This is a genomic window from Mizugakiibacter sediminis (assembly GCF_000953855.2).
In the GTDB taxonomy this organism is placed as follows: Bacteria; Pseudomonadota; Gammaproteobacteria; order Xanthomonadales; family Rhodanobacteraceae; genus Mizugakiibacter; species Mizugakiibacter sediminis.
Genome location: NZ_DF970239.1, coordinates 97,693 through 124,310 on the forward strand (window position 1 = coordinate 97,693; position 26,618 = coordinate 124,310).

General features: G+C 70.6%; 24 protein-coding genes and 1 tRNA gene (1 of these 25 running past the window's edge). 7 read left to right on the forward strand and 18 right to left on the reverse strand.

The window, feature by feature from the left end:
- The 4 genes from MBSD_RS15650 to MBSD_RS12165 all read right to left on the reverse strand — a co-directional run.
- Nucleotides 1-71: transfer RNA gene (locus MBSD_RS15650), tRNA-Ser, on the reverse strand; it reaches 221 nt to the left of the window's first position.
- A 150-nt stretch (nucleotides 72-221) separates the two neighbouring features.
- On the reverse strand, nucleotides 222-1,499 hold the full coding sequence (serS, locus tag MBSD_RS12155) for a serine--tRNA ligase (RefSeq protein WP_062537575.1): 1,278 nt from the start codon (nucleotides 1,497-1,499) through the stop codon (nucleotides 222-224).
- 32 nt (nucleotides 1,500-1,531) lie between these two features.
- Nucleotides 1,532-2,746: an MFS transporter gene (locus MBSD_RS12160; RefSeq protein WP_062537576.1), complete on the reverse strand. Its 1,215-nt coding sequence runs from the start codon at nucleotides 2,744-2,746 to the stop codon at nucleotides 1,532-1,534.
- A gap of 111 nt (nucleotides 2,747-2,857) precedes the next feature.
- Entirely contained in the window at nucleotides 2,858-4,138 is a 1,281-nt protein-coding gene (locus MBSD_RS12165) for an MFS transporter (protein WP_062537577.1), read from the reverse strand.
- Nucleotides 4,139-4,191: 53 nt separating this feature from the next.
- Between MBSD_RS12165 and MBSD_RS12170 the strand changes: the two genes are divergently transcribed.
- Nucleotides 4,192-4,812, forward strand: coding sequence for a TetR/AcrR family transcriptional regulator (locus MBSD_RS12170; protein ID WP_237071803.1), 621 nt, complete (start codon nucleotides 4,192-4,194; stop codon nucleotides 4,810-4,812).
- A 21-nt stretch (nucleotides 4,813-4,833) separates the two neighbouring features.
- Here the strand turns inward: MBSD_RS12170 and MBSD_RS12175 are convergent, their stop codons facing one another.
- The 5 genes from MBSD_RS12175 to ald all read right to left on the reverse strand — a co-directional run bounded on the left by MBSD_RS12175 (nucleotide 4,834) and on the right by ald (nucleotide 11,135).
- Nucleotides 4,834-6,186, reverse strand: coding sequence for a replication-associated recombination protein A (locus tag MBSD_RS12175; RefSeq protein ID WP_062537578.1), 1,353 nt, complete (start codon nucleotides 6,184-6,186; stop codon nucleotides 4,834-4,836).
- A 65-nt stretch (nucleotides 6,187-6,251) separates the two neighbouring features.
- Entirely contained in the window at nucleotides 6,252-6,926 is a 675-nt protein-coding gene (locus MBSD_RS12180; protein ID WP_062537579.1) for a YoaK family protein, read from the reverse strand.
- Nucleotides 6,927-6,942: 16 nt separating this feature from the next.
- Nucleotides 6,943-7,596: an outer membrane lipoprotein periplasmic chaperone LolA gene (gene lolA, locus MBSD_RS12185; protein WP_062537580.1), complete on the reverse strand. Its 654-nt coding sequence runs from the start codon at nucleotides 7,594-7,596 to the stop codon at nucleotides 6,943-6,945.
- 90 nt (nucleotides 7,597-7,686) lie between these two features.
- Complete coding sequence (locus MBSD_RS12190; RefSeq protein ID WP_062537581.1) at nucleotides 7,687-10,017, reverse strand: DNA translocase FtsK; 2,331 nt, start codon at nucleotides 10,015-10,017, stop codon at nucleotides 7,687-7,689.
- Between the two features lie 50 nt (nucleotides 10,018-10,067).
- The gene (gene ald / locus MBSD_RS12195; RefSeq protein WP_062537582.1) at nucleotides 10,068-11,135 is read right to left on the reverse strand and encodes an alanine dehydrogenase; all 1,068 of its coding nucleotides are present in this window, start codon (nucleotides 11,133-11,135) and stop codon (nucleotides 10,068-10,070) included.
- A gap of 277 nt (nucleotides 11,136-11,412) precedes the next feature.
- Between ald and trxB the strand changes: the two genes are divergently transcribed.
- The 4 genes from trxB to MBSD_RS12215 all read left to right on the forward strand — a co-directional run bounded on the left by trxB (nucleotide 11,413) and on the right by MBSD_RS12215 (nucleotide 14,858).
- Nucleotides 11,413-12,375 carry a thioredoxin-disulfide reductase gene (gene trxB / locus MBSD_RS12200; RefSeq protein WP_062537583.1) on the forward strand — a complete coding sequence of 321 codons (963 nt, stop codon included), beginning with the start codon at nucleotides 11,413-11,415 and terminating at the stop codon, nucleotides 12,373-12,375.
- 39 nt (nucleotides 12,376-12,414) lie between these two features.
- Nucleotides 12,415-13,548 (forward strand): GNAT family N-acetyltransferase, encoded by a 1,134-nt coding sequence (locus tag MBSD_RS12205; protein WP_062537584.1) that lies wholly within the window; start codon nucleotides 12,415-12,417, stop codon nucleotides 13,546-13,548.
- Nucleotides 13,545-14,273 carry a leucyl/phenylalanyl-tRNA--protein transferase gene (gene aat, locus MBSD_RS12210; RefSeq protein WP_062537585.1) on the forward strand — a complete coding sequence of 243 codons (729 nt, stop codon included), beginning with the start codon at nucleotides 13,545-13,547 and terminating at the stop codon, nucleotides 14,271-14,273. Before MBSD_RS12205 ends, aat begins: the two co-directional genes overlap by 4 nt.
- 99 nt (nucleotides 14,274-14,372) lie before the next feature.
- Nucleotides 14,373-14,858 carry a phasin family protein gene (locus MBSD_RS12215; protein WP_062537586.1) on the forward strand — a complete coding sequence of 162 codons (486 nt, stop codon included), beginning with the start codon at nucleotides 14,373-14,375 and terminating at the stop codon, nucleotides 14,856-14,858.
- Nucleotides 14,859-14,988: 130 nt separating this feature from the next.
- On the opposite strand, the gene MBSD_RS12220 is transcribed toward MBSD_RS12215, so the two are convergent.
- A complete protein-coding gene (locus tag MBSD_RS12220) occupies nucleotides 14,989-16,983 on the reverse strand; it encodes an SDR family oxidoreductase (RefSeq protein ID WP_062537623.1) in 1,995 nt (664 codons plus the stop codon).
- A gap of 202 nt (nucleotides 16,984-17,185) precedes the next feature.
- Between MBSD_RS12220 and MBSD_RS12225 the strand changes: the two genes are divergently transcribed.
- Nucleotides 17,186-17,443, forward strand: coding sequence for an acyl-CoA-binding protein (locus MBSD_RS12225; RefSeq protein WP_062537587.1), 258 nt, complete (start codon nucleotides 17,186-17,188; stop codon nucleotides 17,441-17,443).
- Nucleotides 17,444-17,454: 11 nt separating this feature from the next.
- Entirely contained in the window at nucleotides 17,455-18,087 is a 633-nt protein-coding gene (locus tag MBSD_RS12230; protein WP_062537588.1) for a TetR/AcrR family transcriptional regulator, read from the forward strand.
- On the opposite strand, the gene MBSD_RS12235 is transcribed toward MBSD_RS12230, so the two are convergent.
- The 8 genes from MBSD_RS12235 to prfB all read right to left on the reverse strand — a co-directional run bounded on the left by MBSD_RS12235 (nucleotide 18,075) and on the right by prfB (nucleotide 26,539).
- Nucleotides 18,075-18,272, reverse strand: a complete 198-nt coding sequence (locus MBSD_RS12235; protein WP_062537589.1) for a hypothetical protein — start codon at nucleotides 18,270-18,272, stop codon at nucleotides 18,075-18,077. The genes MBSD_RS12230 and MBSD_RS12235 overlap by 13 nt on opposite strands.
- Before the next feature lie 257 nt (nucleotides 18,273-18,529).
- Nucleotides 18,530-18,712 (reverse strand): hypothetical protein, encoded by a 183-nt coding sequence (locus MBSD_RS12240; protein ID WP_062537590.1) that lies wholly within the window; start codon nucleotides 18,710-18,712, stop codon nucleotides 18,530-18,532.
- Between the two features lie 34 nt (nucleotides 18,713-18,746).
- Nucleotides 18,747-19,505 carry a cell division protein ZipA gene (gene zipA, locus MBSD_RS12245; RefSeq protein WP_062537591.1) on the reverse strand — a complete coding sequence of 253 codons (759 nt, stop codon included), beginning with the start codon at nucleotides 19,503-19,505 and terminating at the stop codon, nucleotides 18,747-18,749.
- 14 nt (nucleotides 19,506-19,519) lie between these two features.
- Nucleotides 19,520-23,023 (reverse strand): chromosome segregation protein SMC, encoded by a 3,504-nt coding sequence (smc, locus tag MBSD_RS12250; protein WP_062537592.1) that lies wholly within the window; start codon nucleotides 23,021-23,023, stop codon nucleotides 19,520-19,522.
- A 177-nt stretch (nucleotides 23,024-23,200) separates the two neighbouring features.
- Nucleotides 23,201-23,467 (reverse strand): BolA family protein, encoded by a 267-nt coding sequence (locus tag MBSD_RS12255; RefSeq protein ID WP_062537593.1) that lies wholly within the window; start codon nucleotides 23,465-23,467, stop codon nucleotides 23,201-23,203.
- Nucleotides 23,464-23,763 (reverse strand): YciI family protein, encoded by a 300-nt coding sequence (locus tag MBSD_RS12260; protein WP_062537594.1) that lies wholly within the window; start codon nucleotides 23,761-23,763, stop codon nucleotides 23,464-23,466. Before MBSD_RS12260 ends, MBSD_RS12255 begins: the two co-directional genes overlap by 4 nt.
- A gap of 49 nt (nucleotides 23,764-23,812) precedes the next feature.
- Complete coding sequence (gene lysS / locus MBSD_RS12265) at nucleotides 23,813-25,369, reverse strand: lysine--tRNA ligase (protein WP_062537595.1); 1,557 nt, start codon at nucleotides 25,367-25,369, stop codon at nucleotides 23,813-23,815.
- 44 nt (nucleotides 25,370-25,413) lie between these two features.
- Nucleotides 25,414-26,539, reverse strand: a protein-coding gene (prfB, locus tag MBSD_RS12270; RefSeq protein WP_114693266.1) for a peptide chain release factor 2 whose coding sequence is annotated in 2 segments (ribosomal slippage) — nucleotides 25,414-26,463 and nucleotides 26,465-26,539 — 1,125 coding nt in all. Because the reading frame shifts where the segments join, the coding sequence is not laid out codon by codon here.
- Nucleotides 26,540-26,618 lie beyond the last annotated feature (79 nt).

Genomic DNA, 26,618 nt, shown 5'->3' on the forward strand with positions numbered 1-26,618 from the left:
CGAACCCACGGTGGTATCGCTACCACGCCGGTTTTCAAGACCGGTGCCTTAAACCGCTCGGCCACCTCTCCTCATGCGCGTATCCGCTCCGGTCCAGGCTCGCAGCGGGCGCTGCCGGCCCCGCCCGCGTGCACCTGCGGGAGCGAGCGTGCTCGCGACCGGCGGTCGCCTGCACGCAGGCTCCCACCCCCGACCGCGCACGCACGCAAGACCCTTCATTGTCACGCGATCCGTTCGGCGCCGCCCATGTACGGTCGCAGCGCCTCGGGCACGGTGATCGAGCCGTCGACGTTCTGGTAGTTCTCCATCACCGCGATCAGGGTGCGGCCGACGGCCAGGCCGGAACCGTTCAAGGTATGCACCAGCTCCGGCTTCCCGGTTTCCGGGTTGCGCCACCGCGCCTGCATGCGGCGCGCCTGGAAGTCCGTGCAGTTGGAGCAGGAGCTGATCTCGCGGTAGGTGTTCTGCGAAGGCAGCCACACCTCGAGGTCGTAGGTCTTGGCCGCGGCGAAGCCCATGTCGCCGGTGCACAGCAGCACCTTGCGGTACGGCAGGCCGAGCAGCTGCAGCACCTTCTCGGCGTGGCCGACCAGTTCCTCCAGCGCGGCGAACGACTCGGCCGGACGCACGATCTGCACCAGCTCCACCTTCTCGAACTGGTGCTGGCGGATCATGCCGCGCACGTCCTTGCCGTAGGAGCCCGCCTCGGCGCGGAAGCACGGCGTGTGCGCGGTCAGTCGCATCGGCAGCGCGTCGGCCTCGAGGATCGATTCGCGCACCAGGTTGGTCAGCGAGACTTCGGCGGTGGGGATCAGATAGCGGCGGGTCTCGCCGGCCTGGGCGGCGAACAGGTCCTCCTCGAACTTCGGCAGCTGCCCGGTGCCCTGCATGGTTTCGGCATGCACCAGCAGCGGCACGTTGCATTCGAGGTAGCCGTGCTCGCGGGTGTGCAGGTCGAGCATGAACTGCGCCAGCGCGCGGTGCAGCCGCGCCAGCGCGCCGCGCAGCACGGTGAAGCGCGCGCCGGACAGCCTGGCGCCGGCGTCGCCGTCCAGCCAGCCGTGACGCGCGCCCAGGTCGACGTGGTCGCGCACGGCGAAATCGAAGGCGCGCGGCGTGCCCCAGCGCGCGATCTCGGCGTTCTCGCTCTCGTCCTTGCCGACGGGCACCGAGACGTCCGGCACGTTCGGCACGCGCAGCGCGATCTCCGCGAGCTGCGCCTGCACCTCGGCGAGGCGCTGCTCGTTGGCCTTCAGCCGGTCGCCCAAACCGGCGACCTCCGCCATCAACGCGGCGACGTCCTCGCCTTTCGCCTTGGCCTGCCCGATCGCCTTGGAACGCGCGTTGCGCACGCTCTGCAGTTCCTGCGTTTCGGTCTGCAGTGTCTTGCGCTCGGCTTCGAGCGCATTCAGCGCGGCCGTGTCGAGCGCGATGCCGCGCGTCTTCAGGCGCTCGGCGGTCTCGTCGAGACGCGCGCGCAGCAGCACGGGGTCCAGCATGGGAAGTCCTTGCGAATGCGGTCGGACGCGGATTATCGCGGCTGCCGGCGAGGCGGCGCAAACATCGGCGCCGCGGCCGGAACCGCCGCACGCACCCAGGTGGCGAGCAGCAGCGTGGCAGCGCCGGCGCAGGCGGCGCCGAAGGCGAATGCCGCGAACGGCGACACCGATTGCCACAGCGCGCCGAACAGCAGCGAGGCCGGCAGCAGCAGCAGGCCCGCGACCAGGTTGTACCAGCCGAAGGCGGTGCCGGCGCGCGCCGGTTCCACCATGTCCGCCACCAGCGCCTTCTCCGTGCCCTCCAGCGCGGCGGTGACCAGCCCGTAGCCGGCGAACGCCAGCCACAGCGCCCAGTCGGCGGCCGGCAGCAGGCCCAGCAACAGATAGGCGGCGGCATACGCTCCCCACGCGCCGCCCAGTACGCGGAAGCGCCCCAGCCGGTCGGACAGCGCGGACAGCGGCGTCGATCCCAGCGAGGCCACGGTCGAGTACACCGCCCACATCAATGTCACCCGCTCGGCGCTGGCGCCGAGGTCCTGCGCGCGCAGCAGCAGGAACATGTTGGAGGCGTTGCCCAGGGTGAACAGGCCCAGCGTGACGAGATAGCGCCGGAACGCCGGCGGCAGCCCGGCGAAGGTCCAGCGCCGCGCCTCGTGCGTCGTCGCCGCCGCGGGCGGCGGTTCCTTCAGCGCCAAGGTCAGCGCCAGCACGACCAGCGCCGGTGCGATCGACCACAGGAACACTTCGCGCAGGGACAGGCCGAGCGCCAGCAGCAGCGCCGCCGCCAGCGGGCCGACCACCGCGCCGAGGTTGTCCATCGCGCGATGAAAACCGAAAGCGAGGCCGCGCCGCTCGCTCTCCACGCTCAGCCCCAGCATCGCGTCGCGCGGCGCCGAGCGCAGGCCCTTGCCGATGCGGTCGGCGAAGCGCGCGGCGAACACCCCCGGCCAGCTCGTGCTCAGGCCGATCAGCGGCCGCGCGAAGCCGGCCAGCGCGTAGCCGCCGATCACCCACGCGCGCACGCTGCGCGTGCGGTCCGCCATCACGCCGGCGAACAACTTCAGCAGGCTGCTGACGGCTTCGGCGACGCCCTCGATCAGGCCCAGCACCTTCGGCCCCGCCATCAGCACCGAGGCGAGATACAGCGGCACCAGCGGATAGATCATGTCGCTGGCCGCATCGTTGCACAGGCTGATCAGGCCGAGCAGCCAGACCGTGCGCGGCAGGCCGCGGACGGCGCGCATCATGGACGCGGCTCCATCTCGCCCACGCCATGCGCGCATCGCGCGACCGGATCTGCGTTCACGGCGATCTCCGCACCATCCCTTCCTACCTTAGCACCGGAGTCGCGCCGATGTTCACGCCGTGGCAACGGCCTCGCGGTCGCGTCCCCTGGCGACTCTCACGGCAAGCACGGATGCGACGATGCCGGCGCAGCCGGAGATGATGAACGCGTAGAAATAGTCGCCCTGCACGGTACGCATCGCGCCCGCAAAGAACGCCGCGCAGGCGGCGCCGAGTTGGTGCCCGGCGACGATCCAGCCGAACACGACGGGGGCGTCGTGTTCGCCGAACGACTCGTTGGCCAGACGCACCGTCGGCGGCACGGTGGCGATCCAATCGAGGCCGTAGAACACCGTGAATATCCCGAGGCTGTAGAACGAAAAATCCGAGAACGGCAGGTAGATCAGCGAGAGGCCGCGAAGGCCGTAGTAGACGAACAGCAGCTTGCGCGGGTCGTAACGGTCGGTCAGCCAGCCCGAAAGGGTCGTGCCGACGAGATCGAACGCGCCCATCGCCGCGAGCAGCCCGGCCGCCTGAACTTCCGCCAGACCGCGGTCGCTGCACAACGCGATGAAATGGGTGCCGATCAGTCCGTTCGTGGTGAAGCCGCAAATGAAGAAAGTGGCGAACAACAGCCAGAAGTCGCGCCGGCGCAACGCCAACGCGAGCGTGCCGAGGGCGGTCTGCAGCGGATTGCCGCGGCTGGCGGCGGCCGTGGCGGCCGGAGATTCGGCATCCGCGCCGAAGGGCCGCAACCCGACGTCGGAGGGATGCTCGGGCAGCAGCCAGAAGGTGAGCGGCACCAACGCCGCGCAGGCGATCGAGACGGCCCACGCCACCGGCTTCCAGCCGCCGCTCTGCGCGAGCATCGCGAGGAAAGGCATGAAGACCAGAGTCCCGGTGGCGGCGCTCGCCGTCAGCAGCCCCATCATCAGGCCCCGACGCTTCGCGAACCAGCGGTTGACCACGGCGGCTCCCAACACGGTCGCGACGCAACCCGAACCCAGCCCCGTGAGCACGCCCCACGTCAGTACGAGTTGCGCGGGCGTGCGCATCCACAGGCTGACCGCCGTCGCCACCGCCATCAACGAGAGGGCACCGAGCAGCACGCGGCGGATACCCAGTCGCTGCATCAGGGCTGCGGCGAAGGGACCGGCAAGCCCGTACAGGAAGATGCCGACCGCAGCCGACAGCGAGATCGTGTCGCGCGACCAGCCGAACGCCCGCTCCAGGGGCACGATCATGACGCCCGGCGCGGATCGCAAGCCTGCCGACACCAACAGGGCGAGAAAGACGATCGTTGCCGCCACGAAGGCGTAGTGCTGTCCGATCCGCCGGGCAAGAGCTGCCTTCATGATACGTACCGGTACGTGTTATAATCGAAAATGTTACTGACAGGTACGTATCAGTGTCAAGGATCAAGAAAACGGGTGCGCTCGCATCGCATGACGATCGCCCCGATGCCAAGCCGCGCGCGGCGTCGCGGATCCGCGACGTGGCGTCCGAACTGTTCTATCGCCAGGGCATCCGCGCCGTCGGTGTGGACGAGATCGTCCGTCGCGCCGGTGTCACCAAGCCCAGCCTTTACCGCGGGTTTGGCTCGAAGGAAGACCTCGCCGCCGTCTATCTCGAGGACTTCGCGGCGATCTTCTGGCGGCGCTTCGACGCTGCCGCCACCGAACACCCGAACGATCCGCACGCACAGTTGCGCGCGTTCCTGACCGCGCTGGCCGAACGCGCTTCGCAGGAGGGCTACCGCGGATGCGCGCTCACCAATGCAGCATTGGAGTACCCGGCGCACGACCACCCCATTCACCGCATCGCCGAAACCCACAAGCGCGAGGTGCGCGGGCGCCTGAGCGACCTCGCCGCACGACTCGGCGCACGCGACCCCGGCATGCTCGCCGACGGCCTGCTCCTGCTGATCGAGGGCACCTTCGCCACCGCCCAGGTGTTCGGCGCAGAGGGGCCCGCGCGCGCCTTGCCGGCGGCGGCCGAGGCGCTGGTCCAGGCCAGCCGCCGCGCCTGACCACGGACCGGCGCGGTTCCGTCAACGCCGCCGAGACGCACGGCGCGCCTCGCGCAACGCGTCGAGCTTCTGCCTGATCTTCGCCTCGATGCCGTGCTCGGTCGGCGCGTAGAACTCGGTGCCGGCCAGCGCGTCGGGGAGGCATTGCTGGTCCAGCGCCACGCCGCCTTCGACGTCGTGGTCGTACTGGTAGCCCCTGCCGTAGCCCAGCCCCTTCATCAGCCGCGTCGGCGCGTTGCGCAGGTGCATCGGCACTTCCAGCGTGCCGCTCTCGCCGATGCTGCACTGCACCTCGCCGAAGGCGCGGTAGACGGCGTTGCTCTTCGGCGCGACCGCCAGGTAGACCGCCAGCACGGCGAGGCCGAGTTCGCCTTCCGGGCTGCCCAGCCGCTCGTAGGTGTCCCAGGCGTGCAGCGCGAGCTGCCAGGCGCGCGGATCGGCAAGGCCGATGTCCTCGATCGCCATGCGCGTCATGCGCCGCGCGAGATACCGCGGATCGCAGCCGCCGTCCAGCATGCGCGCGAACCAGTACAGCGCGGCGTCGGGATCCGAGCTGCGCACGGACTTGTGCAGGGCGGAGATCTGGTCGTAGAACTGCTCGCCGCCCTTGTCGAAGCGCCGCGTGCGGTCGGCCAGCACCTGCTCCAGCGTCGCCTCGCCGATGCGCGCGCGGCCGGCCTCGTCGCGTTCGGCCAGTTCGGCGGCGATCTCGAGGAAGGTGAGCGCGCGGCGCACGTCGCCGTCGGCGGCGCGCGCCATCAGCGCCAGCGAGGCGGCGTCGACCACGATGTCCTGTCCGCCCAGGCCGCGCTCGCGGTCGGCCAGCGCGCGTTTCAGCGCCTCGACGATCGCCTCCGCCGGCACCGCGTCCATCACGTGCACGCGGCAGCGCGACAGCAGTGCCGAGTTCAGCTCGAACGACGGGTTCTCGGTGGTCGCGCCGACGAACACGATCACGCCCTTCTCGATGTGCGGCAGGAACGCGTCCTGCTGCGCCTTGTTGAAGCGATGCACCTCGTCGACGAACAGCACGGTACGCCGGCCCTGGGCGAAGTTCGCCTCGGCCTCGGCCAGCGCGGCGCGCACCTCCGGCAGGCCGGACAGTACGGCGGAAATCGCGCGGAAGTCGGCGTCGGCATAGCGCGCCACCAGCAGCGCCAGCGTGGTCTTGCCGCAGCCGGGCGGCCCCCACAGCACCATCGAATGCACGCGCCCCGCTTCCAGCGCGCGGCGCAGCGGCTTGTCCGGCGCGAGCAGGCGCGGCTGGCCGACGATCTCGTCCAGCGTGCGCGGGCGCATGCGTTCGGCCAGCGGCTTCAGCTCGCTGGGTTCGGCGAACAGTGCGGAGGCGGCGGCGGGCTTGCGGCGCGGCATGACGCGATCATAGCGCCCCGCCTCGCCTACCGCCCCGCCTGTTCCGCGGTGCGATCCCTCGCTGCCTAGGGCGCGGGCTCCTGCGGATGGCGATGGCGATAGACGGCGTAGGCGATGCCGACCAGCCCGGTCAGCGCGGCCGGCAGCAGCAGGGTGCGCTCGCGCCAATGCGGGAACGCCAGTGCGCTGGCGATACCGCCACAGAAGAAGCCGGCGAACAGCGCGCCGTACAGACGCACGCGGCGGGTATCCACGGCCACGCCGCGCAGCCACTGGCCGAGGAAAGTGCCGAGGTCGGTGACGATGCCCGACACGTGACTGGTGCGCACCACCGTGCCGCTGTAGGTGCCGGCCATGGCGTTCTGCAAACCGCAGGCGGCGGCGGCCAGCCACAGGCCGGCGTCGATCTGCGCGTGCAGCAACGGCACGGCGGCGAACAGCAGCGCCGATTCGATCGCCAGCGCGACGCCATAGCGCCGGCCGAGACGCAGCGTGCTGTCGCCGACGATGAATCCGCTCAGTGCCGCACCGAGCACGAACGACGCCAACAGCGCCCCGAAGTGCGCCAGGCTGGCGACGTCGCCCTGTCCCGCGGCGATGCCGACCAGCGAGGTGGTGCCGGTCATGTGGGTGATCGCCTGGTGGCGGAAGCCGAGATAGCCGGCCGCATTGATCATGCCGGCGATGAACGCCAGCGCGATGCCCCCGTGCAGCGCCCAGCGCGGCAGTCTGGCGATCATCGTGCGCGTCGCGTGCTCAATGGCCCAGCGGATGCACTTCGGCTTCCGGCGTGATGTCGCCGATCACGTCGGCGCCTTTCGGCGGCGTGAACCGGAACGTGCCGGCAGGCAGCTTCGGGTTGCGCTGCCAGGCGGAGAAGCGGATCTCGGTACGGTTGCCGAGCGTGTCCTTGAAGTCCATGCGTTCGAGACCGGCCGGACCGAAGCCGAGGTCGGCGTACTCGAACTGCGGATCCTTGGCGGTCGACTTCAGCCGCAGCCAGACGCAGCCGTCGCGGCTGCCCTGCTCGCTGACCTTGAATTCGCGGTCGAGCTGCGAAAGGTCGGTCAGCACGGTCAGCGGACTGTGCGACTCCTCGACGCCCTGGTTGCGCACCGTCACCTGCTCCAGCTCGGGATCGTAGATCCACACGTGCATGCCGTCGGCGACGATCAGCTGCTTGTAGGGCGTGGTGGTCTCCCAGCGGAACTGGCGCGGCGCGGACAGCGCCAGCGTGCCCTCGGTGCGATCGGCGGGCTGGCCGTTGACGTCGTAGACGGTCTGCGCGAAGTGCGCGGACACCGCGCCCAGGCCCTTGGCGAAGGCGTCCAGGCGCGCGCGCGCGCCGTCGGCGGCGCGGGCCAGCGGGGCCAGCAGGATGAGGAGGGCGGCAAAGAGGAGGCTGCGCATGGGAAGACGGAATCGGGTGTTGGGGGTGGGACCCGGCGGAGGCGCAAACGTTGCAGGCGCGAGGCCGGCCGTTCAGCGCGCGCCCGGCGATCAGGCATTGGGGGGCGGCGGCGCCAGCACCTCGCGGTTGCCGTTGTGCTGCGGCGGGCTGACGATGCCCTGCTGTTCCATCAGCTCGATCAGGCGGGCGGCGCGGTTGTAGCCGATCTTCAGGCGGCGCTGCACGCCGGAAATCGACGCGCGCCGCGACTCGGTGACGATGCGCACCGCCATGTCGTACAGCTCGTCGTCGGCGCCGCCCTCGCCGCTCGCCTCCTCGGGCAGGCCGGACTCGCCGATCACCTTGCCGTCGCCCAGCGACTGCACTTCTTCCAGCACGCCGTCGATGTACTCCGGCTCGCCCTGCGCGCGCAACCACTCGACCACCTTGTGCACCTCGTGGTCGTCGACGAAGGCGCCGTGCACGCGCTCGGGCGTGGCCGTGCCCGGCGGCAGGTACAGCATGTCGCCGTGGCCGAGCAGCGTCTCCGCGCCGGACTGGTCGAGGATGGTGCGCGAGTCGATCTTGCTCGACACCTGGAAGGCGATGCGCGTCGGGATGTTGGCCTTGATCAGGCCGGTGATCACGTCCACCGACGGGCGCTGCGTGGCCAGGATCAGGTGCACGCCGGCGGCGCGCGCCTTCTGCGCCAGGCGCGCGATCAGCTCCTCGACCTTCTTGCCGACGATCATCATCATGTCGGCGAATTCGTCGATGATCACGACGATGTACGGCAGCGGCTGCAACGGCTCCGCGGCGACGTTCGGCATCTCCGGATTCGGCCGGAACAGCGGGTCGAGCAGCGGCTGGCCGGCGGCCTCGGCGTCGCGCACCTTCTTGTTGAAGCCGGCCAGGTTGCGCACGCCGACCGCGGCCATCAGCTTGTAGCGGCGCTCCATCTCCGCCACGCACCAGCGCAGCGCGTTGGCGGCCTCCTTCATGTCGGTGACGACCGGCGCCAGCAGATGCGGGATGCCCTGGTAGACCGAAAGCTCCAGCATCTTCGGGTCGATCATGATCATGCGCACGTCGCGCGGACCGGCCTTGTACAGCAGGCTCAGCACCATCGCGTTCAGCGCCACCGATTTGCCGGAGCCGGTGGTGCCGGCGACCAGCAGGTGCGGCATCTTGGCGAGGTCGACCACGGCCGGGCGCCCGCCGATGTCCTTGCCCAGCGCCAGCGCCAGCGGCGACTTGGTGGCGTCGTACCTTTCCGAGCGCAGGATCTCGGAGAGGTAGACGATCTCGCGGTTGGCGTTGGGGATCTCCAGGCCGATCACGTTCTTGCCCGGGATCACGTCGACCACGCGCACGCTGACCACCGACAGGCCGCGGGCGATGTCCTTGTCGAGGCTGGAGATCTGGCTGCCACGCACGCCGGCGGCCGGCTCCAGTTCGAAGCGCGTGATCACCGGACCGGGGTAGACGCCGACCACCTTGGCGTCGATGCGGAAGTCCTTCAGCTTCAGCTCGACCTGGCGCGACAGCACCTCGAGCGTTTCTTCCGAGTAACCCTTGCCCTGGGGCTTCGGTTCGTCCAGCAGCGACAGCGGCGGCAGTTCGCCGTCGGCGGCGGGGCCGCTGAACAGCGGGATCTGCGTCTCGCGGCGGGCGCGCTCGCTCTTCTCGATCGGCGCCACCGTCGGCTCGATGCGGATCGGCTCGCGCCTGGCCTGCTTGATTGCCTCGACCTTGCGTACCTCTTCGCGCTCGATGCGCGCGGCGCGCGCGGCCATCGCCTGCGGCGCGCGCTTCAGCTTGCCGCCGAACCATGCGCCGACCGCCAGCGCGCAGCGACCGGTGGCATCCATCACCCGGAACCAGGACAGTCCGGTCGCCAGCGTCACCGCCACCAGGAACAGCGCCAGCAGGAACAGCGTGGCGCCGGAAAAACCGAAGCCCTTCATCAGCACGCTGCCGACCAGCTCGCCGAGGATGCCGCCGGCGCGGTTGGGCAGTCGGCTCGGGCCGTCGAAATGCAGGTGCGCGAGGCCGGAGCCGCTGGCGAAGAAGGCGACGAAACCGATCAGGCGCAGCGTCGGTTCGAACGGCGACGGGGCCGCGGCGTCGCCGCGGCCGCGCACCACCGAGACGCCGAGCACGCCCAGCAGGATCGGGAACGCGTAGGCCAGCGCGCCGAACAGGTACAGCAGCAGATCGGCGAGATAGGCGCCGATCGTGCCGCCGAAGTTGCGCACCTGCTCCGGCTGGCCGGCGTGCGACCAGCCGGGGTCCATCGGGCTGTAGCTCGCCAGACAGGCGAGCAGGTAGAGCGCCAGCGGCAGCAGCAGCAGCGCACCCGCTTCGCGCAGGATGCGCCGCGTGCCTTCGCTGAGGCCGCCGGCCTGGGATTTGCCCTTCGCGTTCGCTGCGCGCGCCACGATCAGAGTTCACCTCAAGTTGGCGGCCTAACCCGCTGTTGCAGCGGTGGTTATACCATGCCTTTCAGTGCCGGGTGCACCAGCTGGCCGGCTTCCACGTTGATGCCGCGGGCGAGCGGAGTGTAGTCGCGCCACTCCTTGCCGGCGGCGAGACGCTGCACGTAAGGCAGAATCGCCGCCGAGATCGCCTGCGAGGAAGTCTGCGGCACGGCGCCCGGCATGTTGGTCACCGCGAAATGGGTGACGCCGTCGACCAGATAGGTCGGCTCCTTCCAGGTGGTCGGCCTGGAGGTCTCGAAGCAGCCGCCCTGGTCGATGGAGATGTCGACCAGCACGCTGCCCTTCTCCATGCTCGCGACCATCGCCTTGGTGACCACGTGCGGCGCCTTGGCGCTGGGGATCAGCACCGCGCCCACCACGAGATCGGCGCCGGCGACTTCCTCGGCGACCACGGTGTCGTAGGGGTACAGCGCGGTCACGTTGGCGCCCAGCGCCATCATCTGCGCGAGGCGGTCCGGGCGCTTGTCGAACACCACCACGTTGGCGCCCGCGGCGGCGGCCAGCGCGGCGGAATTGCCGCCGGCGGCGCCGGCGCCCAGCACCACCACCTTGCCGCGCTCGGTGGACGGCAGGCCGCCCAGCAGCTTGCCCTTGCCGCCTTCCGGCTGATGCAACAGGTGCGTGCCGACCTGCACGGCGATGCGGCCGGCGATGATCGACATCGGCGCCAGCAGCGGCAGCGAACCGTCCGCCTCCTCCACCGACTCGAACGCCACGCCGGTCAGGCCGATGTCGAGCAGGCGCCGGGTCAGCTCCGGCTCCGGCGCCAGATGCAGGTAGCAGAACAGCAGGTGATGCTTCCTCAGCAGGGCGAGGTCGCCGGCGATCGGCTCCTTCACCTTGACGATCAGTTCGCCGGCTTCGTACAGCGCGGCGGCGTCGGGAACGATCTTCACGCCGACCTTGGCGAACGCCTCGTCGGCGAAACCGCTCTTCAGGCCCGCGCCGGACTGGATGAACACCTCGTGGCCGCGGCGGACCAGGTCGGCGCAGGCGGCGGGCACCAGCGCGACGCGACCCTCGAGGGTCTTGGTTTCCGACGGAATACCGATACGCATGCGTGTGATTCCTCGTGCGAAATGAAAGGTAGCCGCTTCAGCGCGGCCCCCTACCCTCCGGGTGCGTCTTGATTCGCCGGCCACCGTTCCCCATTCTCACGCCCTCCGGCGTTCACCCGTGGCCGCGCCTCCGCCGTGCCGAGCGCGGGTCCGGACGTGAGCGCCCGCCTCGCGCAGCGAACGGCGCGCGGACGCAGCGGGAACGATTGCGGAGACGCGCCGAGCGCAGCTCCGGCCGACAGCCACCTTCAAGCCGCAACAAAGCCAAGGATTATACATGAGCACTTCCAAGCACAGCCGCCTGCTGATCCTGGGCTCCGGCCCGGCGGGCTACACCGCGGCGGTCTACGCGGCGCGGGCGAACCTGAAGCCGGTGCTGATCACCGGCCTGCAGCAGGGCGGCCAGTTGACCACCACCACCGACGTGGACAACTGGCCGGGCGACGTGGAAGGACTGCAGGGTCCGGCGCTGATGGAGCGCATGCAGAAACACGCCGAGCGCTTCGCCACCGAGATCGTCTTCGACCACATCCACACCGCCGACCTGTCGCAGCGCCCGTTCCGCCTGAAGGGCGACAGCGGCGAGTACACCTGCGACGCGCTGATCATCGCCACCGGCGCCACCGCCAAGTACCTCGGCATCGAGTCCGAGGAGAAGTTCAAGGGCAAGGGCGTGTCGGCCTGCGCGACCTGCGACGGCTTCTTCTTCCGCAACCAGGACGTCGCGGTGATCGGCGGCGGCAACACCGCGGTCGAAGAGGCGCTGTACCTCGCCAACATCTGCCGCAAGGTCTACCTGGTGCACCGCCGCGACACGCTGCGCGCGGAGAAGATCATGCAGGACAAGCTGTTCGAGAAGGCCGCCGGCGGCAAGATCGAGCTGATCTGGAACCACACGGTCGACGAGGTGCTGGGCGACGATTCCGGCGTCACCGGCATGCGCATCAGGAACACCCGCGACGGCAGCACGCGCGAAATCGCCGTGACGGGCTTCTTCGTCGCCATCGGCCACACGCCCAACACCGGCATCTTCGACGGCCAGCTGGAGATGAAGAACGGCTACATCCGCATCCGCAGCGGCCTCGAGGGCATGGCGACGATGACCAGCGTGCCGGGCGTGTTCGCCGCCGGCGACGTCGCCGACCAGGTCTACCGCCAGGCGGTCACTTCCGCCGGCTTCGGCTGCATGGCCGCGCTCGACGCCGAACGCTGGCTGGACCAGCAGCACGTCGCCGGGTGACGCGCCGCGCCGGCCCGGCGGCCGGCGCACGACGCCACGATGCTCGAAGCCCGCATCCACGCCGCGCTGGACGAGATCGCGCCCGCGGCGTGGGACGCGCTGGCGGCCGACGACCATCCGTTCGTCCGCCACGCCTTCCTCGCCGGGCTCGAACGTCACGGCTGCATCCGCGCCGACCTCGGCTGGCAACCGTTTCACCTCGCCCTCTACGAAGGCGGCCGCCTCGCCGCTGCCGCGCCGCTGTACCTGAAGGGCAATTCGCACGGCGAATACGTGTTCGACTGGACCTGGGCGCGCGCCCATGCCCGCGCCGGCCTCGACTACTACCCCAAGCTGCTCGCCGCCGTGCCCTACTCGCCGGTCACCGGCCCGCGCCTGCTCGCCGGTACCGGCGACGGCGCGGCGGCGCGGCGCACCGCGCTGGTCCAGGTGCTGCGCCGCCTCGTCGACGAGCGCGGCCTGTCTTCCGCGCATGCGAACTTCCTCATCGGATCCGACGCCGAAGCCTTCGACGACGACTGGCTGGCGCGCAGCGACTGGCAGTTCCACTGGCACAACCGCGGCTACCGCGACTTCGCCGACTTCGCCGACGCGCTGAACCACAAGAAGCGCAAGAACCTGCGGCACGAGCGCGCGCAGGTGGCGCAGGCGGGCATCGAGGTCGAGCTGCGCGACGGCCGCGCCATGGACGAGCGCGCCTGGGCCGAGATGCACGCGCTCTACGTCGGCACCTTCGACGCCAAGGGCAACCTGCCGGCGCTGACCGAGGCGTTCTTCCGCCATCTCGGCGCGGTCATGCCCGAACAGGTGCTGGTCGCCTTCGGCCGGCGCCACGGGCGCATCGTCGCCGGCGCGCTGCTGCTGCGCGGCGCCGACACCCTGTACGGCCGCTACTGGGGCGCGCGCGAGCACGTGCCCGGCCTGCACTTCGAACTCTGCTACTACCAGGGCATCGACTACTGCATCCGCCACGGCCTGGCGCGCTTCGAGCCGGGCGCGCAGGGCGAGCACAAGCTGGCGCGCGGCTTCCTGCCGGTGCGCACGCATTCGCGCCACTACGTGCGCGACCCGCGCTTCCGCGCGGCGCTCCGCGAGGCGCTTGCGCAGGAAGCCGGCGCGGTGGAGGCTTACGGCCGCGAACTGATGGAGCACAGCCCGTACGCGCAGCGATGACCCGCCTGCCGATCCTCGACCCGCAACGCCCGGACGCGTTCCCCGATCCGCAGCAAGCGCTCCGCGAACCCAATGGCCTGCTGGCAGCCGGCGGCGACCTCTCGCCGCAGCGGTTGCTGCACGCCTATGCGCGCGGCATCTTTCCATGGTACGGCGAGGGCGAGCCGATCCTGTGGTGGTCGCCGGACCCGCGCTGCGTGTTCCGCACCGACGGCGTGCACGTGTCGCGGCGTCTTGCCCGCTTCCTGCGCGGCTCGCGCTGGACGCTGAGCGCGGACGCGGAGTTCGAGGCGGTGGTCGGCGCCTGCGGCGCGCCGCGCGCGCGCCAGTCCGGCACCTGGATCACCCGCAGCATGCACGCCGCTTACGTGCGCCTGCACGCCCTCGGCCATGCGCATTCGGTGGAAGTATGGGACGGCGGCGCGCTGGTCGGCGGCATCTACGGCGTCGCCGTCGGCCGCATGTTCTGCGGCGAATCGATGTTCAGCCGCGCCGACAACGGCTCCAAGGCCGCGCTGCTGGCGCTCTGCCGCGCGCTGCACGGCTGGGGCTTCCCGCTGCTGGACGCGCAGGTCACCAACCCGCACCTGCTGCGCCTGGGCGCGATCGAGATGCCGCGCGCGGAATACCTGGAAGCGCTCTCGCGCCTCGCCGCCATGCCCGGCGAAACGGGCCACTGGCGGTCGCGCTTCCCGCTGCGCCGCGCCGCCGAACTGGCCTCCTGACTGCGCGGCGGCGTCCCGCGCCCGCGACGTTCCTAGTGTGAACGCTCTAGACAAGCCGCCTAGATTGCGTTCCGCAGCACACAGACCAGGGACAGCATCATGGCGACCAAACCGCAGTTCAAGAGCAAGGCCCGCGCCGGCGCGGCGACCGCCCAGCAGCTGGGCAAGGGCATCATGGAGTCCGCCCAGCAGATCTGGCTGGCCGGGCTGGGCGCCTTTTCCAAGGCGCAGTCCGAAGGCACCAAGCTGTTCGAGGCGCTGGTGCAGGAAGGCACCAAGCTCGAGCATCGCACCCGCAAGTTCACCGACGCCCGCGTCAGCGAGGCGCGCGAGGCGGTCGAATCGACCGTCGGCGAGGCGCGGAAGCGCGCCGCCGACACCTGGGACCGCCTGGAGAAGGTGTTCGAGGCGCGCGTCTCGCGCGCGCTCGGCCAGCTCGGCGTGCCCGGCCGGCGCGACATCGAGGCGCTGACCGCGCGCGTCGAGGAGCTGGCGCGCGAGGTGCGCAAGCTCAACGGCGGCGAGCGTGCGGCGCCCCGGCGCGCGGCGCGCGCCCCGGCCAAGCGCGCGCGCAAGACCGCCTGATCCGGCTCGGATCCATCCGCCTCACGGCCCGTCGACCATCGGGACGGCAGGTTCCCTCCCCCTGCCTTCGGCCGACGGGCCCTTTTGCCTCCGCGCGCGCCGCGGCGGCACGCACCCCGGGCGACAGCCGTTACCAGTGCACGCCGCGCAGCAGCGAGGCGAACGCGATCTGTTCGCTGGTCGGCGCCTGCGCCGCCTCGCGCATGCCCTTGATGCCCTTCGCCGCCGCCGAATCCGGGAACAGGCGGAACGCGGTGTTCATGATGATCTCGTAGGCGCGCGGCGCCAGCGCGTAGACGATCTGCGCGAACGTGCCCAGGCGCGTGGCGATGCGCACCGGCCGCTCGATGATCGCCTCGACGATCAGATCGGCCGCTTCCTCCGGCGTCAGCGTCGGCACCGACTCGTAGATCTTGGTCGGCGCGATCATCGGTGTCTTCACCAGCGGCATGTTGATGGTGGTGAAGCTGACGCCCTGGTCGGAGTATTCCGCCTGGGCGCAGCGCGAGAACGCATCCAGCGCCGCCTTCGACGCCACGTAGGCGGAGAAGCGCGGCGAGTTGGTCAGCACGCCGATCGAGGAGATGTTGATGATGTGGCCGCGGTGCCGTTCCGCCATCGCCGGCAGGAAACCGAGGATCAGGCGCAGCGCGCCGAAGTAGTTCAACTGCATGGTGCGCTCGAAGTCGTGGAAGCGCTCGTAGCTGAGCGCGATCGAGCGGCGGATCGAGCGTCCGGCGTTGTTCACCAGGATGTCGACGTGGCCGTGGTCCGCCAGCACCTGCTGCACGAACGCGTCGCAGGACGCCGCGTCGGTCAGGTCGGTCTTGTAGGTGTGGCAGACGCCGCCGGCGGCTTCGATCTCCTTGCGCGTCGCCGCCAGCTCGTCCTCGTTGCGCGCGCAGATCACCAGCCTGGCGCCGGCCGCGGCGATCTTCAGCGCCGCCGCGCGGCCGATGCCGGAGGTGCCGCCGGTGACCACCACCACCCTGCCCTTCACCTTGCCGGATAGCGAGTGGTCGACGAACAGGTCGGGATCGAGGTGCCGCTCCCAGTAGTCCCACAGACGCCAGGCGTAGTCCTCGAGTTTCGGCAGCGCGATCTTCGAGCCCTTCAGCGCCCGCTCGGCTTCGCGGCAATCGAAACGCGTCGGGTAGTTGATCAGCCGCATCAGCTCCGGCGGTATGCCGAAGTCGCGCAACAGCACGTTCACGAAACGGCGCACCGGCGGCAGGCTGGCCAGCGCCTGGCGCACCGCGCCGGGCACGAAAGCGAACATGCGCGCATCGATGCGCATCGCCATCTCCGGCGCGTGGCCGGCGCGGGCGAAGACGTTCAGCACCTCGCCGATGCGGCGCGGCGCCGGGTCGGTGAGGTGGAAGCACTGGCCGTCCAGGCCGGGCTTGTGCGCGATGTGGTCCATCGCCGCGACCACCCAGTCGACTGGCACCAGGTTGATGCGTCCGCCTTCCAGGCCGACCGTCGGTACCCACGGCGGCAGCATCTGCCGCATTTTCTTGATCAGGCCGAACAGGTAGTAGGGGCCGTCGATCTTGTCGATCTCGCCGGTCCGCGAGTGGCCGATCACCATGCCCGGCCGGTAGATGCGGAACGGGCGCCGGCATTCCGTGCGCACGATGCGTTCGGCCTCGTGCTTGGTGCGGAAATACGGATTGGCGTCGAGCTCCTCGGCCTCGTCGAACATGTCCTCGCGGAACACGCCCGGGTACAGGCCGGCCGCCGCGATCGAACTGACGAAATGCACGCAGCCGGCGTTGACCGCCTCGGCAAGCTCCAGCGCGTGGCGGGTGCCTTCGACGTTGGCCGTGCGCTGCGCCTCGGCATCGGCGGTGAGGTCGTACAGCGCGGCCAGGTGGAAAAAGTGCCGCACCTTGCCCTTCAGCGCGGCGAGCTGGGCGGGCGCGACGCCGAGCCTGGGCCTGGCGAGATCGCCGCGCACGACGACCAGGCGCTCCTTCGGAGCGCCGAGTCGTTCGCGCAGCGCCTCGAACTTCTCTTCCGACCCCTTGCGCACCAGGCAGTACACCGTGCCCTTGCGCGCCAGCAGGCGTTCGAGCAGGTGACGGCCGATGAAGCCCGTGGCTCCGGTCACGAAGTAGTTCATGCGCGATTCCTCCGCCGCGGCCGTCGCGCCGCGCTCCCGCTGCAAGCATAGTCCGGCACACGTTTCGCGACCAAGCGAAGCGGACCCGCGCGGACGCTGCCTGCCGCCCCGTCGATGCGCGCGCATCGCATATCGTCGCGTTGACCGCCCCAGGGGCGCGTGATACAAGCTCGTCCGTTGCGGGGGAGGGAATGCGACAGCCATGGCCGATCTGAAAGCGCAGTTCGAAAAGGCCGCCGAGGACGTCAAAAAGCTCGGCGAGCGCCCGGACAACGACACGCTGCTGAAGCTCTACGCGCTGTACAAGCAGGGTTCGGAAGGCGACGTCAGCGGCCCCAAACCGGGCTTCTTCGACTTCGTCGGCACCGCGAAGTACGAGGCGTGGACGAAGCTCAAGGGCATGGCGCCCGACGAAGCGATGAAGAAGTACATCGAGCTGGTGCGCAAGCTCGGCGCCTGAGCCGGCGGGCGATGGCGCGGCACACGCGCGAGCGCATCCTCGAAACCAGCCTGGGCATGTTCAACGCCCAGGGCGAGCCGAACGTCACCACCAACCACATCGCCGACGAGCTGGGCATCAGCCCCGGCAACCTGTACTACCACTTCCGCAACAAGGAAGACATCGTCGAGCAACTGTTCGCGCGCTACGAACAGCGCATGGACGACGCCCTGCTGGCGCCGCAGGAGCGCCTGCCGGACCTCGAGGACGTGTGGCTGCAGTTGCACCTGGTCTTCGAGTGCATGTGGGAATACCGCTTCCTGTACCGCGACCTGGTCGACATCCTCGCGCGCAACCGCAAGCTGCGCCTGCGCTTCGTGCGCGTGCTCGAGCGCGCCGGCGATTCGGCGCGGCGGGTGATGCACGGTCTGGTGCGCGCCGGCGTGATGCGCGCCAGCGCCGAGGAGATCGAGGCGCTGGTGGAGAACATCCTGCTGGTGGCGACCTTCTGGCTGGACTACGACGCGGTGCGCCGCGGCGGCGGCCAGGGCGCGCAGCGGGAGCTCGCGCGCGGCATCTACCAGGTGATGCTGCTGCTGGCGCCGTTCCTGCGCGACGCGGAACGCGCGCACCTCAACCGGCTGGCCAGCGCCTACCGCGACTGACCGCGGCGCGGATCGGCCGCCGCCACTTCGCGCTCGCGCTCGATCGGCGACGCCGCCAAGCCGGCGCGTGCGCCCTCGAAGTCGGCGGCGATGCGGTTCTGGCTGAGCTTCCACTTGCCTCGCAGCCGCGCGATCGGCAGCTCGAAGCCGACGATGCCGCGCAACTGGCATTCGAGGTAGGGCATCGGCGCGTCGCTGACGCGCCAGCGCGGGCCTCCTGAGGCGGTCGAGGATGTCGAGCAGGCGCGCCGGCTGCGGATCGAACGCCAGCGGCAGGTGCGTCGCGATCAGCCCTTCGGGCCATGCGCGACCAGCGAGGCGAAAGCGATCGTGCGCATCCCCTCGCGCAGGGCCTCGATGCGTTCCTCGCGGAAACGGCTGGGCAGGTACATCGCGTGAACCCGGGGAACGAAAGCGCCGAGCGCAGCCGAAGGCGATGCGCTCAGCGGCCGCGGTGCCTGCGCGCCCGCGCCGCGCGGCCCTCCTCGACCAGCGCGACGAACAGCGCCCTCGCGCGCCTCTGCAGCACGACGGCCGCGCCCAACCCCGCCAGCACCAGGTTGTGCAGATGCTCGGCGGCGGGCGATGGCGGCCGGGCGTGACGTTGGCGCGGATCGGCGGGCATGGACGACTCGGCGGGTCGCCGCGGCGGCGGGCGCTCAGCGTCCGAACCTGATCTCGTCGCCTTCGTGGCGGCGGTCCCAGGCGCGCAGGTCGTCGCGGATGTAGGCGATGCGCTGGCGACCGAGCGCGCTGCGCTCCTCGTCCAGCACCATGCCGTCCAGCAGTTCGGCGAGGCGCTGCGCGGTGGGCAGCATGGCGTCCCAGGCGTCCAGCGCCGGCAGCGGGCCGGGCAGCGTCATGAAGAAGCTCAGCCCCGGCGTTTCCAGGCGGTCGATGTCGCGCATGTCGAATTTGCCGGGTTTGACCATGTTGGCGACGCTGAAGATCGGTCCGAGCTCCGGCTTGCCGTCGAGCAGGCGATGGAAGATGCCGAGGTCGCCGAACTCGAGCCCCGCCTTCTCCGCGGCCACCACCAGGTCCGGCCCGCGGAACGGGTGGTCCGGCCGCGCCGCCACGAACAGCGTGACGATGCGTTCCACCGGCTTGCCGGCCGGACGCCGCCCGGGCAGCGGCTGCGAGGCCGCGCGCGCGCCGGCCGGCGCGTCGTCGCGGGCGCTGAAACCGCCCACGTCCAGTTCGCCCTGCCGTGGTTCGCCGGCCGCTTCCGCCGCCGCGCCGGCATCGCCGCCGAGGGTCGGCTCGATGCGCGTGTCGCCGCCGCCGCGGAACAGCGTGCGACGGCCCTGCCCCGGCTTCTTCGGTTGTCCGAACAGATAGATCAGCGCCAGCACGATCGCGCCGACGACGGCGATGATGATGCGCAGCGTGGTGGGGCTGAGTGCCTGCTGTTCCATGGGCGTGCTCCGGATCAGGCGGCGCCGGCCAGTTTAGCGGCTTCGGCAAGGTCCACCTGAACCAGGCGCGAAACGCCCGGCTCGCGCATGGTCACGCCGCAGAGCTGGTGCGCCGCCTCCATGGTCGCCTTGTTGTGGGTGACGAAGATGAATTGCACGCGCTCGCTCATCTCGTTGACCATGCTCGAGAAGCGCCCGACGTTGGCCTCGTCCAGCGGCGCGTCCACCTCGTCCAGCAGGCAGAACGGCGCGGGATTCAGCCGGAAGATCGCGAACACCAGCGCCACCGCGGTCAGCGCCTTCTCGCCGCCGGACAGCAGCGAGATGTTGCTGACGCGCTTGCCCGGCGGCCGCGCCATGATCGCCACGCCGGTATCCAGCAGGTCCTCGCCGGTCAGTTCGAGATAGGCGTGGCCGCCGCCGAACAGGCGCGGGAACAGCTCCTGCATGCCGGCATTGACGCGATCGAAGGTTTCCTTGAAGCGCTGGCGCGTCTCGCGATCGATCTTCTTGATCGCGTTCTCCAGCGTCTCCAGCGCGGAAGTGAGGTCGGCGAGCTGCGCGTCGAGGTAGGTCTTGCGCTGCGACTGCTCTTCGTACTCCTGGATCGCGGCGAGGTTGACCGGCTCGAGCCGGCGGATCTTCTGCTCGAGGTCGGCCAGCGCCTGCTGCCACTGCGCCGGCTCGGCCGCCTCGTCCAGTTCGTCCAGCAACGGCTGCAGTTCCAGACCCGCGGCGGCGATCGCCTCGGCCAGCTGCTGCGCGCGCAGGCGCGACTCCTGCTCGGCCAGGCGCTTCTCGGACAGCGACTCGCGCAGCTCGTTCAGGCGGTGCTCGACGCGCTGGCGCTCCTGCTCGTAGCGGCGGAACTCGGCGTCGCAGTCCTCCAGCGCCTTGCGCGCCTCGACCAGCTGGCGGTCGACCAGCAGGCGCTGGTCGAGGTAGGTCTGCCGCTCCGCTTCCAGCCCGGCCATCGGATCGTGGCCGGAGGCGAGCTGCTCGGCGATCTCGACGCGGCGCGCCTCGAGCTGGGCCTGTTGCGCCTGCATGCGCGCCAGCGCCTGCTCCAGCGAGGCCAGCGCGGTGCGCTTCGATTCCATGGCGAGGGCGTGCTGGTGGGCCTGGTCGTCGGCCTCGCGCGCGTTCATGCGCGCCTCCTCGCGGGCCTCGAGCAATTGGCGGCGCTCGGCTTCCAGCGCGCGGCGCTGCTCTTCCAGTTCGCCCATGCGCGCGACCGCGGCCTCCAGCCGTGCGCGCGCCTCGCGCGCCTGGCCTTCGAGCTCGGCGCTGCGCGCCGCCAGCTCGGCCAGCTCGGCGCCCACCTTCTCCATGCGCGCGCGCGCCGTCTCCACCTTGCCGCGATGGCCTTGCAATTGGCCGGCCAGTTCGGACATGCGCCGATGCGCCTGGTACAGCTCGCGCTGGGTGTCGTCGCGGGCGCGCTCGCTCTCGAACTTTTCCGTGCGCAGCGCTTCCAGGCGCTCGCCAAGCTCGGCGGCGCGCGCGTCCAGCGCGCCGATCTGCGCGGCGAGCGCGTGGATCTCGCGCTCGCGGGCGAGCACGCCGACCTGCTTGCCGGCGGCGCGCAGCACGCGCGCATAACCCGGACCCAGCCACTCGCCGTCGCAGGTGATCACCGACTGCGGCGCAGGCAGCGTCGGCGCGATCGCGCGCGCCTGCTGCAGCGACTCCGCCGTGCGCACCTGACCGAGCAGGGCCAGCACCGCGGCCGGACCGCGCACGTGTTCCGCCAGGCTGCCGGGAACCGGTTGCGCGACCGCGCCCGCGGCGGCGAACAGCGCGACGTCGACCTCGCCGGCGCCCTGCAATTCGCCGCTGAGCGCGTGCGGGTCGTCGACCAGCACCGCCTCCAGCAAGCCGGACAGGCAAGTCTCGACCGCACGCTCCCAGCCGGCGTCGACGTCCAGCGCCTCGCCGAGACGGCGCGCCTTGTCCAGCCCCAACTGCGCCAGCCAGGCGCTGGCGGCGCCCTGCTCCTGGCCCAGCGCGGCGTGTTGCAGCGCCTCCAGCGAGGCGAGGCGGCCGCGCGCGGCCTGCAACTGCTGGCGGGTTTCGTTCAGCACGGCCTGGACCTGCCGCTCCTCGTCGAGCACGCGCTCGTGCGCGGCCTTGCGCTCGTCCAGCAGGCCGCCCAGCGTGTCGACGCGCTCGCGCTGCGCCTCGTGCTCGGCGCCCAGGCTTTCGGCGGCGGCGTCCAGCGCGCCGACGTCGGCGGCCTTCCGTTCGGCTTCCAGCGCCTCGCGGCGCTTGGCCAGGTCGAGGCTCTGCCGGTCGAGGTAATCGAGGCGCGTGCGCTCGACCTCGGCCGCCTGCGCGGCCTCGGAGGCGGCGCGCGTGTGCGCGTCCCAGCGCGGCTGCCAGTCGGCCAGCTTCGCCTCGGCCGTGCGCAGCGCCTCGGCGGCCTGCGCGGCGAGCTCCTGCAGCGCCTCGGCGCGCGGCTCGCCTTCGGCCAGCGCCTGGCGCAGCATCTCGACCTGCGCGCGATCGCCGGCGATGTGCTCGCCCAACTCGGCCCAGGCGCGCTCGGTTTCCTCGCGCGAGCGCTCCAGCCGTTCGGCCAGCTCGCGGGTGTGGCGGATCTGCTGCTCGACGCGCGCGATCTCGGCGCCGACCTTGTACACCTCGGCCTGCACCGCGTTGAGGTGCTCGCTGGCAGCCTGGTGGCGCTCGCGGCCGGACTCGATCTGCGCCTCGATCTGGCGCTGCTCGGCGAGGTGTTTCTCGATCTCGATCTCGGCCTGGCGCAGCGCGCCGCCCTGCTCGTCCAGCGCGCGGGCGATGCTGCGGTAGCTCAGCGCGCGCAGCTCGGCCTCGCGGCGGGTCTGCTCCTCCTTCAGCGCCTTCCAGCGTTCGGCGGCGCGCGCCTGCCGGTTCAGGTGCTCGAGCTGCTTCTCCACCTCGTCGCGCACGTCGCGCACGCGGTCGAGGTTCTCGCGCGTCGACTTGATGCGGCTCTCGGTCTCCTTGCGGCGCTCCTTGTACTTGGAGATGCCGGCGGCTTCCTCGAGGTGCGTGCGCAGCTCCTCCGGATGCGCCTCGATGATCTGGCTGATCATGCCCTGCTCGATGATCGAGTAGCTGCGGGGCCCCAGGCCGGTGCCGAGGAACAGGTCGGTGATGTCGCGCCGGCGGCAGCGGCCGCCGTTGAGGAAATACGAGGATTGGCCGTCGCGGCTGACGATGCGCTTGACCGAGATCTCGGCGTAGTTGGCGTACTCGCCCTGGATGGTGCCGTCGGCATTGTCGAAGATCAGCTCGACGCTGGCCTGGCCGACCGGCTTGCGCGCGCTGGAGCCGGAGAAGATCACGTCGGTCAGCGAGTCGCCGCGCAGGCGGCTGGCCGCGCTCTCGCCCATCACCCAGCGGATCGCGTCGATGATGTTGGACTTGCCGCAGCCGTTCGGACCGACGATGCCGGTCATGTTGGTGGGCAGGTGCAACGTGGTCGGATCGACGAAAGACTTGAATCCAGCCAGCTTGATCGTGGTCAGGCGCATCGGGCGTCGGCGAATGGAAGGCTCGGGACCGCCGCGACCCCCTCGCCGCGGCGGGAAGCCGCCACTGTGCCAAGGGTGGCCGTCAGGCGCAATCGACGGAACAGGACGGTTTGCAAATCAGGGATCTACGCACCACATCTCATGTGGTTTTGCGGCGAACGGCGCCGCCGCGGACGCTCAACCTTCGCCGGGCGCGCGCGCCTCGATGGCGAGCGCGTGCAGGCGCTCGGGAAACAGGTCGCCGAGCGCGGCATAGACCAGGCGGTGGCGCTGGATCGGCGTCTTGCCGGTGAAGGCGGCGCTGACCACGCGCACGCGGAAGTGCCCCTTGCCCTCGCCGGCGTGGCCGACGTGCAGGTGCCCCTCGTCGATCACCTCGAGCGTCTGCGGCGCCAGCGCCGCGGCGATGCGCTCGCGGATCAGCGCCGCGCGGTCGAGGCTCACGGCAGCACCCGGCGGAACGGCCGCACGTCGACCTCGGCGTACACGCCGGCGGCGACGTACGGATCGGCGTCGGCCCAGGCGCGCGCCGCCGCCAGGTCCTCGAACTCGGCGACGATCAGGCTGCCGCTGAAGCCGGCCGGGCCCGGCTCTTCGGCGTCGATCGCCGGAAACGGCCCGGCCAACAGCAGTCGGCCGGCCTCGCGCAGCGCCTGCAGGCGTTCGAGATGCGCCGGGCGCGCGGCCGTGCGCCGCGCCAGCGCATCAGGTTGGTCGTGACCGATGATGACGTACCACATGGCGACTCCGGGAGCAGGGAAAAGGCTTGGCTTGGCTTGGCGAGGCGGGTCAGTCGTCCCCGCTCCCTGCTCCCGGTCCCCCTGACCCCTGCTCCGGCCGCATGTACGGGAACAGCAGCACGTCGCGGATCGACGGCACGTCGGCCAGCAGCATCACCAGGCGGTCGATGCCGACGCCGAGGCCGCCGGTGGGCGGCAGGCCGACTTCCAGCGCGCGGATGTAGTCGGCGTCGAAGTGCATCGCCTCGTCGTCGCCGGCGTCCTTGGCCGCGACCTGGGCGCGGAAGCGCGCCTCCTGGTCTTCGGGGTCGTTCAGCTCGGAGAAGCCGTTGGCGAGTTCCTTGCCGCCGACGAACAGCTCGAAGCGGTCGGTGACTTCCGGATCGCGGTCGTTGGCGCGCGCCAGCGGCGACACCTCGGTCGGGTAGCGGGTGATGAAGGTCGGCTGCACCAGCGTGTGCTCGACCGTCTTCTCGAAGATCTCCAGCAGCAGCTTGCCCCAGCCGTAGGACGGCTTGTACGGCACGCCCAGGCGCTCGCAGTGGCGGCGCAGCGCGGCGACGTCGCGCAGATCCTCGCCGCGGATCTCCGGATTGTGGTGCTGCACCGCCTCGGCCAGCGCCCAGCGGCGGAACGGCGGGCCGAGGTCGATGGCGCGGCCTTCCCAGGTGAGGTCGGTGCGGCCCAGCGTGGCGCGCGCGGTCTCGCGGATCATCGCCTCGGTCAGGTCCATGATCTCGATGTACGTGGCGTAGGCCTGGTACAGCTCGAGCATGGTGAACTCGGGGTTGTGCCGCGTCGACACGCCCTCGTTGCGGAAGTTGCGGTTGATCTCGTAGACGCGCTCGAAGCCGCCGACCACCAGCCGCTTCAGGTACAGCTCCGGCGCCACGCGCAGGTAGAGATCGATGTCCAGCGCGTTGTGGTGGGTGACGAACGGGCGCGCGGTGGCGCCGCCGGGGATCGCGTGCATCATGGGGGTCTCCACCTCCATGAAGCGGCGCGGCGGTTCCTCCAGCCACTTGCGGATGAAGCCGATCGCGCGCGAGCGCAGCTCGAACACGCGGCGCGATTCCGGGGTGACGATCAGGTCGACGTAGCGCTGGCGGTAGCGCTGCTCGACGTCGGCGAGACCGTGCCACTTGTCGGGCAGCGGGCGCAGGCTCTTGGTCAGCAGGCGCAGCCGCTCCACCCGCACCGACAGCTCGCCGGTGCGCGTGCGCATCAGCACGCCTTCGGCGCCGAGGATGTCGCCGACGTCCCAGCCCTTGAACGCCTCGTAGGCTTCGCCCAGCGCCGCCTGCTGCAGGAACAGCTGGATGCGCCCGGTCATGTCCTGGATCTGCGCGAAGCTGGCCTTGCCCATGATGCGCTTGGCCAGCATGCGGCCCGCGATGCGCACGCGCCGCGCGGCGCCGTCGATCGCCTCGGCGGTCCAGCGCGCGGCGTCGGCGTACTCCGTCTGCAGGTCGCCGGCGAAGGCGTCGATCGCGAAATCGTTCGGGAAGGCGATGCCCTGGCCGCGCAGCGCTTTCAGTTTCTCGCGGCGCTCGGCGATCAGCTTGTTTTCGTCGACGGGCGGCTGGCCTTCGGCGGGATCGGTCATGGCGTTCGCGGGATGGTCGGGTCGGTCGGAACGAAGAATGGGGGTCAGGCGTCGGCGCGCTTGGCGCCCGCTTCCAGCCCCGCCTTCAGGCTGGCCTCGACGAATTCGTCGAGGTCGCCGTCCAGCACCTTCTGCGTGTCGCTGCGCTCGACGCCGGTGCGCAGATCCTTGATGCGCGACTGGTCGAGCACGTAGTTGCGGATCTGGCTGCCCCAGCCGATGTCGGACTTGGTCGCCTCCAGCGCGTCCTTTTCGGCATTGCGCTTCTGCAGCTCGATCTCGTACAGCTTGGCGCGCAGCATCTTCATCGCGCGGTCGCGGTTGGCGTGCTGGCTGCGCTCGGTCTGGCAGGCCACCACCACGCCGCTCGGCACGTGGGTGATGCGCACCGCCGACTCGGTCTTGTTGACGTGCTGGCCGCCGGCGCCGGAGGAACGGTAGACGTCGGTCTTCAGGTCGGCCGGGTTGATCTCGATGTCGATGTCGTCGTCCACCTCGGGGCTGACGAACACCGAGGAAAACGAGGTGTGGCGGCGGTTGTCGGAGTCGAACGGCGACTTGCGCACCAGCCGGTGCACGCCGATCTCGGTCTTCAGCCAGCCGTAGGCGTAGTCGCCCTCGACGCGGAAGGTGGCGCTCTTGATGCCGGCGACCTCGCCGGGGCTCACTTCCAGCAGTTCGGTCTTCCAGCCCTTGTGCTCGCACCAGCGCAGGTACATGCGCAGCAGCATCTCCGCCCAGTCCTGCGCCTCGGTGCCGCCGGCGCCGGCCTGGATGTCGACGAACGCGTTGGCCGCGTCCATCTTGCCGGAGAACATGCGCTGGAATTCGAGCTTCTCGACGCTGCGCGCCAGCGTCTCGACGTCGGCGGCGACCGCCTTCACCGAGCCCTCGTCGTTGTCGGCGGCGGCCAGCTCCAGCAGCTCGCCGGCGTCGGCAAGACCGCTGCTCAGCCGCGCCAGGCCGCCGACGACGTTTTCCAGGCGCGCGCGCTCGCGTCCCAGCTCTTGGGCGCGCTGCGGGTCGTCCCAGACGTTGGGGCTTTCCAGTTCGCGGGTGACTTCCTCGAGGCGCTCGCGCTTGGCCTCGTAGTCAAAGATACCCCCTAAGCGCGTTGACGCGGTCCGTGAGGTCCGCGATGCGCTGGGCGATCGGATTGGTTTCGAGCATGGATGCGGGGCAAGGCGTAAAGAGCGCAAATGCTAGCAAAGCGCGGCGGACGGCGCATGCCCTGCCCGCCCGCGCGGCG